Below are 14,840 nucleotides of genomic sequence, written 5' to 3'. Positions count from 1 at the left end.
GGGTCAGGGGCGGCGGAGGCGGGTGACGAACTTGTAGCGGTCGCCGCGGTAGAGCGACTGGGCGTACTCGACGGGGTTGCCGTCGGCGTCGAAGGCGTGCCGGGTCAGCAGCAGCATGGGCAGGCCGACGTCCACGCCCAGCACCTGCGCGTCGTACGGCGTGGCGAGCACGGTCTCTATGACCTCCTCGGCGTCGGTCAGCCGCACGTTGTAGGCGTTGTGCAGCGTCTCGTACAGAGAGGAGTGCACCTCCATCTCGCGCCGCAGGCGTGGGAACCGGCGGGCGGACAGGTGCGTGGTGTCGATGGACATCGGCTCGCCGTTGGCCAGGCGCAGGCGATGGATCCGCAGGACCCGGCCGCCGGGGTTGATGGCCAGCCGCCGCCCGAGCGCCTCGTCGGCCGTGATGTAGCTGATGTCGAGGATCTTGGTGTCCGGCTCCAGGCCGACCATGCGCAGGTCGCCCGTATAGGAGGTGAGCTGGAGGACCTGGGCGACCTTGGGCTGGGCGACGAACGTGCCCTTGCCCTGGATGCGCAGCAGCCTTCCCTCGACCACGAGCTCCGACAGCGCCTGCCGGACCGTCGTCCGGGAGGTCTCGAAGCGCACCGCCAGGGTGCGCTCGGGCGGGAGCGCGCTGCCCGCGGGCAGGCTTTTGGTGAGCTCCAGAAGACTGCGCTTCACGTCGTAGTACTTCGGAACCCGGGGAGAGTCCTCGCTGTGCTCCGTCACCTGTCCACCCTCAATTCGGCCACATCGCCCAACTCAGGCAACATCGTCAACTCGGCCACAGCGGTGAGCGCACCCCGGACCACCGCGAGATCATCGGACCCCAAATCCGCCCTCGCGGTCAACCGCAAACAGGACCGGCCCCGAGGCACCGATGGTGGCCGGAAGCATCCCACGCGGACCCCGAGTTCCGCACACAGGGCTCCCGCCGACAAGGCGAGCCCGGGCGAGCCGAGCACGACCGGCACCACGGCGGCCGCCGGATCGGCCGTCGGAAGGCCGAGCTCGCGAGCCAGCGCGGCCAGCTCACCGGCTCTGAGCCGCGCACGTCCGGGCAGGTCGGCGGTGGTTTCCAGGATCTCCAGAGCGGCCAGGGCGGCACCGGCGCAGGCCGGTGCGAGGCCGGTGTCGAAGATGAACGACCGGCCGGTGTCCACGAGCGTGCCGATCACCTCGGGGGCTCCGAGGACGGCGCCGCCTTGGGAACCCAGGGACTTCGACAACGTGATGGTTCTCACAATGTCCGTATATCCGGCGAGACCCGCCGCGTGCACCGCGCCCCTGCCGTGGTCGCCGACCACGCCGAGCGCGTGCGCCTCGTCCACCACCAGCAGCGCGCCGTGCCGTACGGCCGTCTCGTGCAGGGCGCGCAGCGGCGCCAGGTCGCCGTCGACGGAGAAGACGGCGTCGGTGACCACGAGGGCGTGCTCCTCGGCACGCTCGGCGAGGGCCTCGTCCACCGCCTCCACGTCCCCGTGCGGCGTGACCACGACCCGCGCCCGCGACAGCCGGCAGGCGTCCACGATCGAGGCGTGGTTGCCCGCGTCCGAGACGATCAGGCCGCCCCGCCCGAGAGCGGCGACCGCGGCGAGGTTGGCGAGGTAGCCCGAGGAGAACACCAGGGCCCCGGCCGCTCCGGTGAACGCCGCGAGCCGGTCCTCCAGCTCGGCGTGGAGCCGGGTGGAGCCGGTGACCAGACGCGAGCCCGTCGAGCCCGCCCCCCACTCCCGGGCGGCCCGTACGGCCGCCTCGACGAGCCGCTCGTCCCGCGAGAGTCCCAGGTAGTCGTTGGAGGCCAGGTCGAGCAGGCCGCCGTGGTCGGGCGTGCGCGGGCGGAGGGCGCGGCGCAGGCCCGCCGACTCCCGCTCCGCGGCGGCCGCGCGCAGTCTGTCCAACGGCCCTGTCATGAGGTGCATCCTGCCAGGTGACGGTGGTCGATTCGCTTTCGACCCGGACGGCGGCGCATCATGCACTCGTGCCGACTCTCAGCGACCTGGTGTCGCGCCACACCGCACTCGACTCCGCCGACGTCGACTGGATCCACTCGCTGGTCTCGGACTGGCAGCTGCTCGCGGATCTGTCGTTCGCCGACCTCATACTGTGGGTTCCCGGCCAGGGCGGCACGAGGTGGGTGGCGGTGGCCCAGATGCGGCCCACGACCGGCCCCACCGTCTACCACGACGACGTCGTGGGCATGTCCATCGCCACCGGTGAGCGGCCGCTGATCGACGTGGCCTGGGCCGAGCACCGCATCTGCCGGGAGGGCGACCCCGACTGGTCCAGCGGCGTTCCGGTGCGCGAGGAGACGATTCCGGTGCGGCGGGGCCGGGAGGGCTCGATCATCGGGATCATCCAGCGCTCGACCAACCTGTCGTCGGCGCGCACTCCGTCCCGCCTGGAGCTGACCTACCTGCAGAGCGCGTCCGACCTGGCGCAGATGGTGGCCGAGGGCAGGTTCCCCTTCGCGGAGGAGGAGCCGATCCTGGTCAGGTCGCCCCGGGTGGGCGACGGCCTGCTCCGCCTGGACAAGGCCGGCCGGGTCACCTACGCCTCGCCCAACGCGCTGTCGGCCTACCGCAGGCTCGGTCTGCACGCCGACCTCGTGGGCGCGGACCTTGGGAAGACGACCGCCACCCTGTGCTACTCGGACGAGCCGATCAACGAGGATCTGATGATCGTCGCGAGCGGGCGTGAACCCCGGGAGACCGAGGTGGAGAACGGCGGCACGGTCGTGCAGCTACGGGCGATCCCGCTGATCGTCGGTGGCGGCCGCATCGGCGCGCTGGTGCTGATCCGCGACGTGACCGAGCTGCGGCGGCGCGAGCGGGAACTGCTCACCAAGGACGCCACGATCCGCGAGATCCATCACCGGGTCAAGAACAACCTGCAGACGGTGGCCGCACTGCTGCGGCTCCAGGCGCGCCGGCTGAACAACCCGGAGGGCCAGGAAGCGCTGAACGAGGCCGTACGGCGGGTCGGCTCGATCGCGATCGTCCACGAGATCCTCGCCCAGATGCCGGAGGAGATGGTCGAGTTCGACGACATCGCCGACCGGGTCATCGCGATGACGGCGGAGGTGGCGGTCGCGCAGGTGGCGATCAAGCGGCTCGGCAGCTTCGGCGTGCTGCCCGCCGCGGTCGCGACGCCCATCGCCATGGTGCTGACCGAGTTGCTGCAGAACGCCGTCGAGCACGGGTTCGCCCACTCCTCGGGGAACGTCCAGATCTTCGTGTCCCGGGACGCCGACCGGCTGGAGTTCACGGTGGCCGACGACGGCAAGGGCCTGCCCGAGGACTTCGACCTGGAAGTCACGGGAAGCCTCGGTCTTCAGATCGTCCGTACGCTGGTCGTCGGCGAACTGTCGGGCCGCCTGGGTGTGGCCGGGAGGGACAGCGGGGGCACCGAGGTCAGCCTCAGCATCCCGATGCAGTCGGGCTGATCTCCCGCCGGGGCCTCGGTCTCCCGTCGGGAGCGCGAACCCCGCAGGCATCGCGGGAGGCTCCACAGGGGGTCCCGCTGTGCGGGACCAGTGTGGGGGATGCCATAGTGGACGCGATGTGTTCGTGGACAGACGGCCCTATGGGCGGGAGGTTGTGCGGCCGTCCCGGCCGGGCTCCGATGGCCCACGATTCGGTGAATGCCGTCACAGGCACCCACCGAAGGCGTTCGCGGGCGGCGGGGGAGTCAGACGGCGGCGCGGGCGCGGGCGCGAGCCGTACGGCGCTTGAGGGCGCGACGCTCGTCTTCGCTGAGCCCGCCCCAGACTCCGGCGTCCTGGCCCGACTCGAGGGCCCATTTGAGACAGGACTCGACGACCGTGCATCGCCGGCATACCTGCTTGGCCTCTTCGATCTGCATGAGCGCCGGACCAGTGTTCCCGATCGGGAAGAACAGTTCGGGGTCCACGTCACGGCAGGCAGCGCGGTGGCGCCAGTCCATGCGTTCCACTCCTTCGTCAAGAGGAGCCTCCGCGGCTCCTCTGGCCGTCAACTTTGTGAACTCTTTCACTAGCTGATGCGAACAATCACCCGAATCCTGAGGTGGGGGGTCGGGCTCGTCCGCGCGATCGCCGGGGCTCCTTACGGAAGCGGTGGTCTCCGTAAAGGTCCTACGTTCCGACGTCGCGTTCAGCTTTTCAGCCGTTCCAACACCACACAAGAGGTTTGGAACAAGGTTTTGCCCGTCGTGGCTGTCGGATGCGTCACACTATGACTACATGTGACACGCTAGACGAACACTTGTAACGCGTCCGGGATAGCACGGAAGATCACCCACTCGTGTTCTCCCAGGTAGTCGCCGTCGAGTTGAAAGGCGACCGGGCGGGAGGCGTGGAGGGTGAAAGCGGCCTCGTCATGGATCTGAACAAGGTGTTTACCGCGTGGCAATCCCCGGTGTTCGCCGGTGATCTGCCGGACGAACGAGAGCACCACCGGCAGGCTCATCTTCCGAAGTCCCAGCATGTCGAGCCCCGTCTCGAACCCGGCCCACGGCGTCGGGTTGATCGGACGTGTCCCGGCGTACGTCCACGGCGACGTGTTGGACACGATCGCCATGAAGATCCCATCCTCTGTCGGCCGGCCGGGACGCGTCAGCCGGAGTGCCGGCCGCCGGCGGTCCGTCACGAAAAAGTGGCGAACCGTCGTGTTCACGTAGAGAGCGGGCAGCGCGCGGTGCCCCGCGCTCCGCAGGCCCTCCACGGCCCGGATGACCTCGGCGTCGTATCCCAACCCAGCGCAAAATGTGAAATATCTGGACCTTTGCTGGTCTGGTGGCGCATCTGCCCCCGGGTCCGGGCCCGAAACCTCGTCGTGCCAAATCGCCTGTCCCAAACCGATGGTCCGGCGGCGTCCTTCGCGTAGCGCCTCCAGGACGGCGCCGGTCGCCTCGACCGGGTTGTTGGGCAGTCCGAGGGCGCGGGCGAAGACGTTGGCGCTGCCCCCGGGGATCACGATGAGCGCGGGCCGCTCGCTCGCGCCTCCGGCGGGTCGGGCGTCCAGCAGGCCGTTGACGGTCTCGTTGATCGTGCCGTCCCCGCCGAGGACCGCGACCGCGTCGAAGCCCTTGGCGTGCGCGGTCGCCGCGAGCGCGGTCGCGTGTCCGCGATAGGCGGTCTCCTCGACCGACAGGTCGACGGCGGCACCGAGCGCCCGGATCAGCACGTCCCGGGTACGCCGGTGCGTCGAGGTCGCCTTGGGATTGACGAGGAGGAGTGCCCGCATGCCTGAAGGTTAACGAACGGTTTACCGCTCGCGCCGGGTGACGCCTCCTCGGAGAGGCGCACATGTCTGCGGGTAGGGTTGGGCGATGTGATCAGCAGTTCCGTCGGCCGCCCCGGCACACTGACCGCGGCCGCCGCCGTCCTGGCCGCGGAGGGCCTGCTCGCCCTCGTCTTGGGCGGTTATGTCGGCGTCGAGACCGTGATCGGCCAACCGACCGACTTGGTCACCAGCATCGCGGTGGCCGGGTTCGGCGTGCTCGGCGGCGCCCTGCTGCTCTGGGTGGCCTGGGGCGTGTGGCAGGTGCTGCGCTGGAGCCGGGGCCCGGCCGTGGTGACGCAGATATTCGCGCTTCCGGTGGCGATCAGCCTCATCCAGTCCGCGCAGTACGCGTTCGGCATCCCACTCATCGCCGCGGCGGCGGTCGCCCTGGTCGTGCTGCTCGCGCCGGCCTCCACCCGCGCCCTCATGGGCGAGGACGGCGCGCGCTGAGCAGAAGGCGCCGGAGTGCTCACCGGCCGACGGCCGGGCGCCGCCGGGGGGAGCGCGGCGTCGCGGTCGTCCGTCACAGATCGGCGTGTGCCGTCCGTACCGGACGATCAGTCCTCGGCGGTGAGGCCCTCGCGGAGCTGGGCCAGGGTCCGGGCGAGCAGCCGGGACACGTGCATCTGCGAGATTCCCAGCTCGGTGGCGATCTGTGACTGCGTCATGTTGCCGAAGAAACGCAGCAGCAGGATTCGCTTCTCACGCGGAGGCAGGCGCTCGAGCAGCGGCTTGAGCGACTCGCGATACTCCACGCCCTCCAGCGACTCGTCCACGATGCCGAGTGAGTCGGAAACGGCGGGAGCGTCGTCGTCGCCGGAGTCCGGCGCGTCGAGCGACACGGTGGAGTAGGCGTTGGCCGACTCCAGGCCCTCCAGGACCTCCTCCTCGCTCATGCCCAGGTGGAGGGCGAGCTCGGCGACCGTGGGCGCCCGGCTCTCCCGCTGCGACAGCTCGCTTATCGCCTTGGTGAGCGAGAGCTTCAGCTCCTGCAGCCGGCGCGGCACGCGGACCGCCCAGCCCTTGTCGCGGAAGTGCCGCTTGATCTCGCCGACGATGGTCGGGGTGGCGTACGTGGAGAACTCCACGCCGCGTCCGAGGTCGAAACGGTCGATCGACTTGATCAGCCCGATCGTGGCGACCTGCGTGAGGTCGTCGAGCCATTCGCCCCGGTTGCGGAAGCGGCGGGCCAGGTACTCCACCAGTGGCAGGTGCAGCTCGACCAGCTCGTCGCGGATGCGCTGGCGCCTCGGGTCGTCCGGCGGGAGCTCCGACAGCTCGGCGAAGAGTGTGCGCGCGCGTACGCGGTCCGGCACCGCCGAGTCGCCGGAGGTCATCGCACTCGTCCTTTCCGTCATCACGACGGCCTCGCCGTGCTTCGGCGCTTACGCAGCACGATCGCCAGGTGGTCGGCGTGATCGGAGATGGCGTCCACGTCGTCGGCCAGCGCGGTCAGCACCATCCAGGCGAAGTCCTCCCGGTTGGGTGAGGTGACGCCGAGCGTGTTGACCTCGACACGAACGGTCATCTCCTGGCCCGTGAGTTCGAACTCCGCGAGGAGGTCAGTTCCAGGCACGGCGTGCCGCAGCAACATGGCGCACGCCTCGTCGACGGCGATGCGCAGGTCCTCGATCTGGTCGAGGGTGAAGTCGAGCCGTGCGGCGAGCCCGGCGGTTGCCGTGCGCAGCACGGACAAATAGGCGCTCACGGCGGGCAGCCGGACACTCACAGCATCGCGAATCCCGGCAAGATCCACCGCAGGCGTCTCGGTTTCCTCGGTCACGTTCCTCCTCGCCCTTTCAGCCGGCTGAGTGCCGCTGACTGCAACTTACCGCCACTCGCGCGGTGCTGCCCCGGCTGGACGCGCTGATTGTGGCGTTCCTTGGAGGTAACTGCACGTAAATTCCGTACTACCGACTATGGAGTTTGTATAGGTCTTGGGATGATCTGGCCCCGCGCGACCGTGGAGGCCGTGCGGGGCCCGAGATCCGAGGCTCAGGCGGCCTTGGTCTCCCAGAAGATCTTCGCGATCTCGTCGATCTTCGCGAGGAGGTCGTCGGCCAGTCCGGGGTCGACGGTGCCCTTGGCACCGGCGGCGCCGGCGAGCTTCGTGGCGTCCCAGAAGAGCTGGTGGAGCTGCGGGTACTGCTCCAGGTGCGGGGGCTTGAAGTAGTCGGTCCACAGCACCCACAGGTGGTGCTTGACCAGCTCGGCCCGCTGTTCCTTGATGATCAGCGCGCGGGTCCTGAAGACCGGGTCGTCGTTGTCGGCGTACTTCTTGATAATCGCCTTCACCGACTCGGCTTCGATGCGGGCCTGCGCCGGGTCGTAGACCCCGCACGGCAGGTCGCAGTGGGCGGACACCTCGTGCCGGGGACGCAGCAGTCGTGCGAGCATCGGAATCCTTCCTTAGGAATGCTGGTGACAGCACTGTTCCACGACCGACCTTACTCGTCTCGAAATCACTGTGCGGAGGGGGATGTGCTCACCGCCGTGTGTGTCTCCGGCGACTCGATGCTGCCCGTGTTGCGGCCGGGAGACCTACTGCTGGTACGGCTCGGCGTCCCCGTCCGCCCGGGCGACGTGGTGGTCGCCAGGCGGCCGCACGGGCTGATCGTCAAGCGGGCCTTCCGGCTCACTGGCGACGGCTGGTGGCTGGAGAGCGACAACCAGTCGGCCCCCGGGCGACGCGACAGCTGGGACTTCGGCGCCGTGCCCGAGGAGGACGTCGTCGGCAGGGTCGTGCTGCGTTACTGGCCACGGCCCGCGCTGCGCTTTCCCGCACCGGCCGCCTGACCGCGCCCCCGGAGGGCCGCCCCTCGCGGGGGGCCGGTGCAGGGGCCGGGCGCCAATTTCAGAAGCGGGGGTCAGAAGCGGGGTTCAGGCGCCCCGCTTGCGCGCCCGATAGGCGGCCACGTTGGCCCGGCTGGCGCACCGCTCCGAGCAGTAGCGGCGCGACCGGTTGGAGGAGGTGTCGAGGTAGGCGTTGCGGCACGGCGACGCCTGGCAGATGCCGAGCCGGTCCACGCCTAGCCGGGTCACGACGCTGGCCAGGCCCATGACGGACCCGACCGCGAGGGCGTCGGCCACCCGGCCGCCCTCGGTCAGGTGCAGGTGCCAGGGCTGCCCGTCGTGCCCGGAGATCTGCGGATGCACCGGATGGCGGACCAGCAGCCCGTTGAGCCGCTCGACCGCGTCGACGTCGTCGCCGTCGGCGGCGGACGCGAAGACCCCCGCGAGCTCGTCGCGCAGCTCGCACAGCGCGTCGATGTCACGGCGGGTGAGGCGGGCGGCCGCCTCCGTGCGGCCCGTCTCCTCCAGCAGGGCGCGCAGGGAGAAGGGATCTTTGAGCTCGTTGCCCATGTTGACCAGCTGAACGGCCAGCTCGGCGTAAGACGTCAAGTCCACTGGGGCGCCCAAGTATGTAAGAGATCACTGGCAAAGCCGAGTATTACACGCCCGGTGGCCTGGGGGAACACCTTGGTGTGGACCGATATATGACCCGATCGGGAAGGGGCGCTTGTCATTTCGTGTGGCACAATCAGGGAACGGGTGACCCCCGTAACCCCCTCAAGAGACGACCGTCAACGACGACGGCCTCCGGCGGCTACCGAAGCCTGGGCTCTCGTTCTCTTGACGGCGTCTACCGAAGGAATTCGTCCTTTCGACACTGGGGTCGCTGTGACCATCACACCTGTTTCCTTGCAATCGCTCGACCTGGATCCCGCTTTCGCGCTGCACCGCGGCGGCAAGCTGGAGGTCCGCTCCACCGTTCCGGTCCACGACGCCGACGACCTGTCGCTCGCGTACACACCGGGGGTGGCCCGCGTCTGCACCGCCATCGCCGGCAACCCGGACCTGGTCAACGACTACACCTGGGTCTCCAACGTCGTGGCCGTGGTCTCCGACGGCACCGCCGTCCTGGGGCTGGGCGACATCGGGCCGGCCGCGGCCATGCCCGTGATGGAGGGCAAGGCCCTGCTGTTCAAGCAGTTCGGCGGCGTCGACGCGGTGCCCATCTGCATCGACTGCACCGACGTGGACGCGATCGTCGAGACCGTGGTCAGGCTCGCGCCGTCGTTCGGCGGCATCAACCTGGAGGACATCAGCGCTCCCCGCTGCTTCGAGGTGGAGGAGCGCTTGCGCGCGCTTCTCGACATCCCCGTCTTCCACGACGACCAGCACGGCACCGCGATCGTGGTCCTCGCCGCGCTGCGCAACGCGGCCCGCCTCACTGGGCGGTCCCTCGGCGACCTGCGCGCGGTGGTGGCCGGCGCCGGAGCCTCCGGCGTCGCCGTGTCGCGGATGCTGCTGAACGCCGGGATCGGCGACATCGCGGTCTCCGACTCCAAGGGCGTCATCCACACCGGCCGCGAGGATCTGAACGCGGTCAAGTGGGCGCTGGCCCACGACACGAACAAGGCGGGCCTGTCCGGGCCGACCGAGCAGGCGCTCGCCGGCGCCGACGTGTTCGTCGGCCTGTCCGGGTCGACGGTCTCGGAGCAGGCCATCGCGGCGATGGCGCCGGACTCGATCGTGTTCGCGCTGTCCAACCCCACCCCCGAGGTGGACCCCGTGGTGGCGGGCCGGCACGCCCGCGTGGTCGCCACCGGCCGGTCCGACTACCCCAACCAGATAAACAACGTGCTGGCCTTCCCCGGGGTCTTCCGCGGCGCGCTCGACGTCCGCGCCACGACGATCACGGAGAACATGAAGGTGGCGGCGGCGGACGCGCTGGCGGCCGTGGTCGGGAACGACCTCGCCGAGAGCTACGTCATCCCCTCGCCGTTCGACACCCGGGTCGCGTCCGCGGTGATCGCCGCCGTGGCGCGGCAGGCCCGTGAGGACGGCGTCGCCCGCAAGTAGCCGTCCTCCGGCAGGACCGGACGAAGGCACGGACCGGCGCAGGCACAGACCGGACGAAGGCACGGACCGGTGCGGGCACAGACCGGCGCAGGCACAGACCGGACGCAGGTAGGACAGGACGTAGGCACGGACCCCGAAGGGCCGCGCACCGCGCGAACGCGCGGGGTGCGGCCCTTCGTCCTTCCACGTCAGCCTCCCCTTGCCGGGGCCGTCAAAGTTTGGGAATCCCTTTAGGTCCTTACGGTTAGTGCTATAAAGAAAGCTCTCCGTAACCAACTCGGCTATTGCCTGTCCCGGTTGGAGAGCGATGCGACCTGATTCCAACCGCCTGCTCCAGCAGCACCTCACCGAAGCCGGACTGTCCCGCAAGGGTCTGGCCCGGCGGCTCAACGGTCTCGGCTCGGCCCGAGGGCTGCGGGGGATGCGGTACGACCACGGTTCCGTGCTGCGCTGGATCGGCGGACGCCGCCCGCGCGAACCGGTTCCCGGCCTGCTGGCCGAGATCTTCTCGCTGCGGCTGGGGCGGCAGGTGTCCAGGGAGGACATCGGCATGCCGCGCGGAACGGTCCCCGCCGATCTGGGACAGGAGTTCCCCCATTCGTGGGAGGAGGGTGTGGCAAGCGTGACAGCACTGTGGAGGGCCGACGTCGAGCGGCGCAGGTTCCTGCTCGACTCCACCTTCGCCCTGGGAGCGGGCTCGGCGGGCATGTTCCGCTGGCTGGCGGCGCCCGACGGGGAGGGGCTCTCCGCGAACGGGCCGCGCCGGGTCGGGCCCTCCGACGTGGCCGCGATTCGCGAGGTCACCCGGTCGTTCGGTGAGCTGGACAACCGGTTCGGCGGCGGCAGCATCCGGGGCCCGGTCGTGCGCTACCTGCACACCGCCGTGACGCCGCTGCTGCGCGAGGGCGCCTACGGCGAGGCCACCGGGCGTTCGCTGGCGACCGCGGCGGCCGAGCTGACCCGGCTGGCCGGATGGATGGCCTACGACCTGGAGCAGCACGGGCTGGCCCAGCGTTATCTGATCCAGGCGCTCGGCCTGGCGCGGGGTGCGGGCGACCACGCCCTGTGCGGCGAGATCCTGGCCGGGATGAGCCACCAGGCCGTGTACATCGGGCATCCCCGGCACGCGCTGGAGCTGGCCAGGGCAGCCGTCGCGGCGGCCCGGCGCTCGGGGGTCGGCACGCTGCTGGCCGAGGCCCGGGTGCTGGAGGCGCACGCCCTGGCCCTGCTCGGGGAGCGCACGGCGTGTGGCGGGGCGCTGCACGAGGCGGAGATCGCCTTCGACCGGCGCACACCCCAGAACGAGCCCGGCTGGATCGGCTACTTCGACGAGGCCTACCTGGCCGCGAAGTCGGCTCACTGCCTGCGCGACCTCGGCGACGGGGCGCGGGCCGTTCGGCACGCCCGGCGCTCGCTGGTGATGGACGGGCGCTATGTGCGCGGCAAGATGTTCAACCTCTCGCTGCTCGCCACGGCGCTCATCCAGGAGGGCGAGCTGGAGGAGGCGTGCCAGGCGGCGTCGTCGGCACTCGATCTGGCCGACGGCATCCAGTCGGCGCGCACCCGGACGTACGCGGCGGACATGTGCCGCCGGTTCGCGCCGTACGCCGCGGAGCCGCGGGTGGCGGAGCTGCTGGAGCGCGGCCGGGGCCGGGGCCGCTCAGAAAACAGGGAGAGCGCGGGCAGGGAGGCTGTCGGCGTCTGAACAGGCGTCGGCCACCTCAGCCGACGCGCCGGGCCGTGTCGTAGACCTGGAACAGCTCTCCGTCGAAGTACGGCGACAGGCCGGTCGCCGAGCCGGACAGGCCGATCGTCAGGCCGTTCAGGTACCCCAGGCCGCGTACGCCACGGTAGGCGGCCAGCCACGGCGACCCGGAGGCGGCGGTTAAGGCCGAGCGCACGGCGACCAGTTCGTTGGCCCTCCTGGACAGGTCCTGGGCGAGGAAGGGCTTGCCGTACGCACGGGTGAGCCGGGTGCGCCCGCTCGCGGGGCCCGCGGCGGTCCGCATCGGGTAGCCGAAGATGGCGAGCGGCCGGTCGACCGGCAGGTTGTAGGCGAGGCCCTGCCCGCCGACCTTGTCGCCGAGACGCCCCGTGGGAAGCAGCGTCACGCCGGTGTAGCCGGTGGCCGTGCGGTACTTCGGCCCGGCGGAGAACGCCGCGTACTGCGCCGCGTTTCGCAGCGTGACGCGCTTGGGCAGCACGCCGGCGTGGACGGTGACGAACGCGTAGTCGCGGTCCAGGTCGCCGTACCTGGTGAAGTCGCTGTGGGCGAAGGCCCGGTCGCCGGCGTAGACGCCCCATGGCGTGCCTCCGCCGGCGAACCCCGGAATGAAGATCCAGTAGCGGTAGGGCGTCGCGGTGGCCTCTTCCGTGGATCCCGCTGCGGCTTCCGCCGGCCTTGTGGCGTACACACAGTGCCCGGCGGTCGCCACGAGATTGCGGTGATCGGACTGCACGGACGTGCCCGCGCACCAGTGGGGGCGGCCGTCCGAGCCGACGAAGAAGACCTTGCCCGTCGTCCTCGGCAGGTTGACGTTCCTCGACGGGCCCGCCGCCCGTCTGACCCCGGCGGAGGCCGGCACCACGCCCCGTACGCCACCGGGAGCGGTGTCTCTCGTCGTGACGCGAGTCGCGTCGATCCCGGCCGTCGCGGAGACGGGAGTGGCCTCCGCGAGCGGGCGTCCGCCGTCCCCGAGCCAGTAGGCGATCACCCCCGCCGCCTTAGCGCTGGAGACGAGGGGTGTCGTCACGGTGATCTCGTAGGCGTGAGCGGGCACCGCCGTTCCGCCGACGAGCAACGCGGCCGTCGCCGCCGCACCCCACAGCGGGGGGAGGAGGATGCGCTTCAACCGGGTCTCCTTGCTGAGGAACGTCTCCAGCGCCCCACACGTGAATGGGCTGCGAGGAACATACAGCGAGGGGGATCAAGTCGGGAAAACAACGCGGACGGGACGTGGTTGTCCCCGGGACACGGAAGTGCCCCGCCGCGACGCGACGGGGCACTTCCCGGGGGTGCTCAGGCCTGTGTGGTGAGAGTCGGGGCCTCCTGGGCGAAGGTGATGACGATGTCCCGGCCATTGGCGTAGCTGACCACCGGCCGGTGCAGCGCCTCACCCACCCTGCGGGCGACCGTCTGCCACAGATCCACCATTTCCGGGCTGTCGGCGGTGATCCTGAACCGGCCCTGCGCGACGAGGTGTCCGGCCACGAGCTGCGAGAAGGCCATCTCGGCACGCGCCCTTTCCTCCGCGTCCAGGGGGGTGCGCCGAAGGGCGGGCTGTGTGTCGGCAGGGTGGGTCATCGCTGGTCTCCTCGTGATCGCCGTTCACTCAGCATGCCACGAGGAAACCTGTTCCGTGGCGTCCGCGATTCAGGCGATGGAGCCGGACCAGTTGCCGGCGGCGGCCTTGTAGACGCCGTAGGTCTCGCCGTCGAAGTACGGGGAGACGCTGGTGTCGATCCGCTTGTTGCCGTCGGTGTCCGAGACGCCGCTGGTGACGCCGTTGAGGTAGCCGAGCCGCTTGGCGCTGCTGTACCGCAGCAGCCACGACGAGCCCGAGGAGCCCTCACCGGTGAAGGACGACTTGACGCCCACGAGCTCCTCGCCCTTGACCGCGGGGGCCTTGGCGGCGAAGGTCTTGCCGTACGACCACTTGAGGGTCTGGCCGGTGAAGGCGTGGTTGCCGTCCGGGTGCGAGCCGCTCGGGTAGCCGAACACGTAGACCGAGCTGCCGACCTTCTGGTTGTAGGCCAGGCCCTGCGCGCCGACGTTGCTCTCGAGCCGGCCGGCGTCGGTGAACTTGACGACGTAGTACTTGCCGCCCTTGCTCTTGCGCAGGAAGCGGTCGTGGCCGGTGTAGGTCTTCTTGTCGACCTGCTTCCAGCTCCACTCGGCGACGTTGCGCAGGTCGCCGCCGCGCCCCGCCTTGATGCCGTTGTAGACCGTCACGAAGGCGTAGTCGCGGTCGCCGTCCTCGTAGACGTCGAAGTCGTAGTGGGTGTAGGCAGTCTTGCCGACGTAGATGCCCCACGGCGCCTTGCCCTGGTAGTAGCCGGGGATGAAGACCCAGCGGTCCATGGTGGCCCGGTTCGTCTTGGTGTCGTAGACGCAGTGCCCGGCCGTGGCGACCAGGTTGCCGTACTTCGAGTGCACGGAGGTCGCGCTGCACCAGTGCGGCCTGCCGTCGCCGCCGCGGAAGAAGACCTTGCCGGTGGTGCGCGGCAGGTTCACGTTCTTCAGGCTGCCGGCGGACTTTCCGCCGCCGGTGGCGGAGACGGTGCCGGGCTTGCTGTCGGCGGACGGCCCGCCGGTCGAGATGTGCTTGGCGCTGACCTGGCTCTCGTACCCGTACGGGGTGGCGTGGACCAGGTTGGAGGCCTTCTGGTTGAGCCAGTAGGCGATGACGTTCTTCGCGGCGATGCCGCTGCCGGCCAGAGTGTCGTGGGCCGTGTCACCGGCGGCCTGAGCGGGGACCGCCATCGTGGCCCCGACGAGGCCGGCGACGGCCACGCCCCCGATGGGGAGGATCAGGCGCTTGACTCGCGTGTTCATGAATCTCCAGGTGCTGTCGTGGTACGCCACATGCGTCCCACCCGTCAGTAAAGGGCTAGTAAAGACAGTACCTCTCGCCTTTATCCGTGTTTTACGTACTTTCAGGGACGTCACGCACGTGACTTTTCCGTGATTCTCAACACCGCTTGTCA

16 protein-coding genes are annotated in these 14,840 nt (G+C 70.0%); 5 read left to right on the top strand and 11 right to left on the bottom strand.

Annotation, left to right across the window (positions count from 1 at the left end; genetic code table 11):
- Positions 1-3: 3 nt before the first annotated feature.
- Both ACGFIB_RS35860 and ACGFIB_RS35855 read right to left on the bottom strand, forming a co-directional pair.
- Positions 4-732, bottom strand: a complete 729-nt coding sequence (locus tag ACGFIB_RS35860) for a GntR family transcriptional regulator (protein WP_142575672.1) — start codon at positions 730-732, stop codon at positions 4-6.
- On the bottom strand, positions 729-1,916 hold the full coding sequence (locus tag ACGFIB_RS35855) for an 8-amino-7-oxononanoate synthase (RefSeq protein WP_357251156.1): 1,188 nt from the start codon (positions 1,914-1,916) through the stop codon (positions 729-731). Before ACGFIB_RS35855 ends, ACGFIB_RS35860 begins: the two co-directional genes overlap by 4 nt.
- Positions 1,917-1,984: 68 nt before the next feature.
- Between ACGFIB_RS35855 and ACGFIB_RS35850 the strand changes: the two genes are divergently transcribed.
- A complete protein-coding gene (locus ACGFIB_RS35850; RefSeq protein WP_142575670.1) occupies positions 1,985-3,448 on the top strand; it encodes a PAS domain-containing sensor histidine kinase in 1,464 nt (487 codons plus the stop codon).
- A gap of 245 nt (positions 3,449-3,693) precedes the next feature.
- Here the strand turns inward: ACGFIB_RS35850 and ACGFIB_RS35845 are convergent, their stop codons facing one another.
- Together ACGFIB_RS35845 and ACGFIB_RS35840 are read right to left on the bottom strand one after the other, a co-directional pair.
- Complete coding sequence (locus ACGFIB_RS35845; protein WP_139580373.1) at positions 3,694-3,948, bottom strand: WhiB family transcriptional regulator; 255 nt, start codon at positions 3,946-3,948, stop codon at positions 3,694-3,696.
- A gap of 287 nt (positions 3,949-4,235) precedes the next feature.
- Positions 4,236-5,228 (bottom strand): diacylglycerol/lipid kinase family protein, encoded by a 993-nt coding sequence (locus tag ACGFIB_RS35840; protein ID WP_142575669.1) that lies wholly within the window; start codon positions 5,226-5,228, stop codon positions 4,236-4,238.
- 87 nt (positions 5,229-5,315) lie between these two features.
- Between ACGFIB_RS35840 and ACGFIB_RS35835 the strand changes: the two genes are divergently transcribed.
- Positions 5,316-5,717, top strand: a complete 402-nt coding sequence (locus tag ACGFIB_RS35835) for a hypothetical protein (RefSeq protein ID WP_229689973.1) — start codon at positions 5,316-5,318, stop codon at positions 5,715-5,717.
- A gap of 107 nt (positions 5,718-5,824) precedes the next feature.
- Here the strand turns inward: ACGFIB_RS35835 and ACGFIB_RS35830 are convergent, their stop codons facing one another.
- The 3 genes from ACGFIB_RS35830 to sodN form a co-directional block, all read right to left on the bottom strand.
- Entirely contained in the window at positions 5,825-6,625 is an 801-nt protein-coding gene (locus ACGFIB_RS35830) for an RNA polymerase sigma factor SigF (protein ID WP_142575668.1), read from the bottom strand.
- The gene (locus tag ACGFIB_RS35825; protein WP_142575667.1) at positions 6,625-7,050 is read right to left on the bottom strand and encodes an ATP-binding protein; all 426 of its coding nucleotides are present in this window, start codon (positions 7,048-7,050) and stop codon (positions 6,625-6,627) included. The genes ACGFIB_RS35830 and ACGFIB_RS35825 overlap by 1 nt, the downstream gene beginning before the upstream one ends.
- Positions 7,051-7,262: 212 nt before the next feature.
- Complete coding sequence (sodN, locus tag ACGFIB_RS35820) at positions 7,263-7,664, bottom strand: superoxide dismutase, Ni (RefSeq protein WP_142575666.1); 402 nt, start codon at positions 7,662-7,664, stop codon at positions 7,263-7,265.
- Positions 7,665-7,748: 84 nt separating this feature from the next.
- Between sodN and ACGFIB_RS35815 the strand changes: the two genes are divergently transcribed.
- Positions 7,749-8,063 carry a S24 family peptidase gene (locus tag ACGFIB_RS35815; RefSeq protein ID WP_229689972.1) on the top strand — a complete coding sequence of 105 codons (315 nt, stop codon included), beginning with the start codon at positions 7,749-7,751 and terminating at the stop codon, positions 8,061-8,063.
- Between the two features lie 84 nt (positions 8,064-8,147).
- On the opposite strand, the gene ACGFIB_RS35810 is transcribed toward ACGFIB_RS35815, so the two are convergent.
- Positions 8,148-8,675: a CGNR zinc finger domain-containing protein gene (locus ACGFIB_RS35810; RefSeq protein WP_142575665.1), complete on the bottom strand. Its 528-nt coding sequence runs from the start codon at positions 8,673-8,675 to the stop codon at positions 8,148-8,150.
- A gap of 294 nt (positions 8,676-8,969) precedes the next feature.
- On the opposite strand from ACGFIB_RS35810, the gene ACGFIB_RS35805 reads away from it, so the two are divergent.
- Together ACGFIB_RS35805 and ACGFIB_RS35800 are read left to right on the top strand one after the other, a co-directional pair.
- Entirely contained in the window at positions 8,970-10,133 is a 1,164-nt protein-coding gene (locus tag ACGFIB_RS35805) for an NAD(P)-dependent malic enzyme (RefSeq protein WP_357251162.1), read from the top strand.
- 307 nt (positions 10,134-10,440) lie between these two features.
- Positions 10,441-11,838: a hypothetical protein gene (locus ACGFIB_RS35800; protein ID WP_357251165.1), complete on the top strand. Its 1,398-nt coding sequence runs from the start codon at positions 10,441-10,443 to the stop codon at positions 11,836-11,838.
- A gap of 16 nt (positions 11,839-11,854) precedes the next feature.
- On the opposite strand, the gene ACGFIB_RS35795 is transcribed toward ACGFIB_RS35800, so the two are convergent.
- From ACGFIB_RS35795 to ACGFIB_RS35785, 3 genes are all read right to left on the bottom strand, one after another.
- Positions 11,855-12,985 (bottom strand): trypsin-like serine peptidase, encoded by a 1,131-nt coding sequence (locus ACGFIB_RS35795; RefSeq protein WP_357251168.1) that lies wholly within the window; start codon positions 12,983-12,985, stop codon positions 11,855-11,857.
- A gap of 167 nt (positions 12,986-13,152) precedes the next feature.
- Positions 13,153-13,437: a hypothetical protein gene (locus tag ACGFIB_RS35790; protein ID WP_142575663.1), complete on the bottom strand. Its 285-nt coding sequence runs from the start codon at positions 13,435-13,437 to the stop codon at positions 13,153-13,155.
- Between the two features lie 69 nt (positions 13,438-13,506).
- Positions 13,507-14,688, bottom strand: coding sequence for a trypsin-like serine peptidase (locus tag ACGFIB_RS35785; RefSeq protein WP_357032007.1), 1,182 nt, complete (start codon positions 14,686-14,688; stop codon positions 13,507-13,509).
- Positions 14,689-14,840 lie beyond the last annotated feature (152 nt).

The organism is Microbispora bryophytorum, from assembly GCF_043197435.1.
In the GTDB taxonomy this organism is placed as follows: Bacteria; Actinomycetota; Actinomycetes; order Streptosporangiales; family Streptosporangiaceae; genus Microbispora; species Microbispora bryophytorum.
Note: the sequence above shows the minus strand (reverse complement) of the source record. Positions and strands in the feature narration are given on the sequence as shown.

What these genes read in the sequence shown, in the direction of transcription:
- ACGFIB_RS35855 (WP_357251156.1), bottom strand. Translation starts at nt 1,916, where the DNA reads ATGACAGGGCCGTTGGACAGACTGCGCGCGGCCGCCGCGGAGCGGGAG.
- sodN (WP_142575666.1), bottom strand. Translation starts at nt 7,664, where the DNA reads ATGCTCGCACGACTGCTGCGTCCCCGGCACGAGGTGTCCGCCCACTGC.
- ACGFIB_RS35785 (WP_357032007.1), bottom strand. Translation starts at nt 14,688, where the DNA reads ATGAACACGCGAGTCAAGCGCCTGATCCTCCCCATCGGGGGCGTGGCC.
- ACGFIB_RS35845 (WP_139580373.1), bottom strand. Translation starts at nt 3,948, where the DNA reads ATGGACTGGCGCCACCGCGCTGCCTGCCGTGACGTGGACCCCGAACTG.
- ACGFIB_RS35830 (WP_142575668.1), bottom strand. Translation starts at nt 6,625, where the DNA reads ATGACGGAAAGGACGAGTGCGATGACCTCCGGCGACTCGGCGGTGCCG.
- ACGFIB_RS35790 (WP_142575663.1), bottom strand. Translation starts at nt 13,437, where the DNA reads ATGACCCACCCTGCCGACACACAGCCCGCCCTTCGGCGCACCCCCCTG.
- ACGFIB_RS35840 (WP_142575669.1), bottom strand. Translation starts at nt 5,228, where the DNA reads ATGCGGGCACTCCTCCTCGTCAATCCCAAGGCGACCTCGACGCACCGG.
- ACGFIB_RS35800 (WP_357251165.1), top strand. Translation starts at nt 10,441, where the DNA reads ATGCGACCTGATTCCAACCGCCTGCTCCAGCAGCACCTCACCGAAGCC.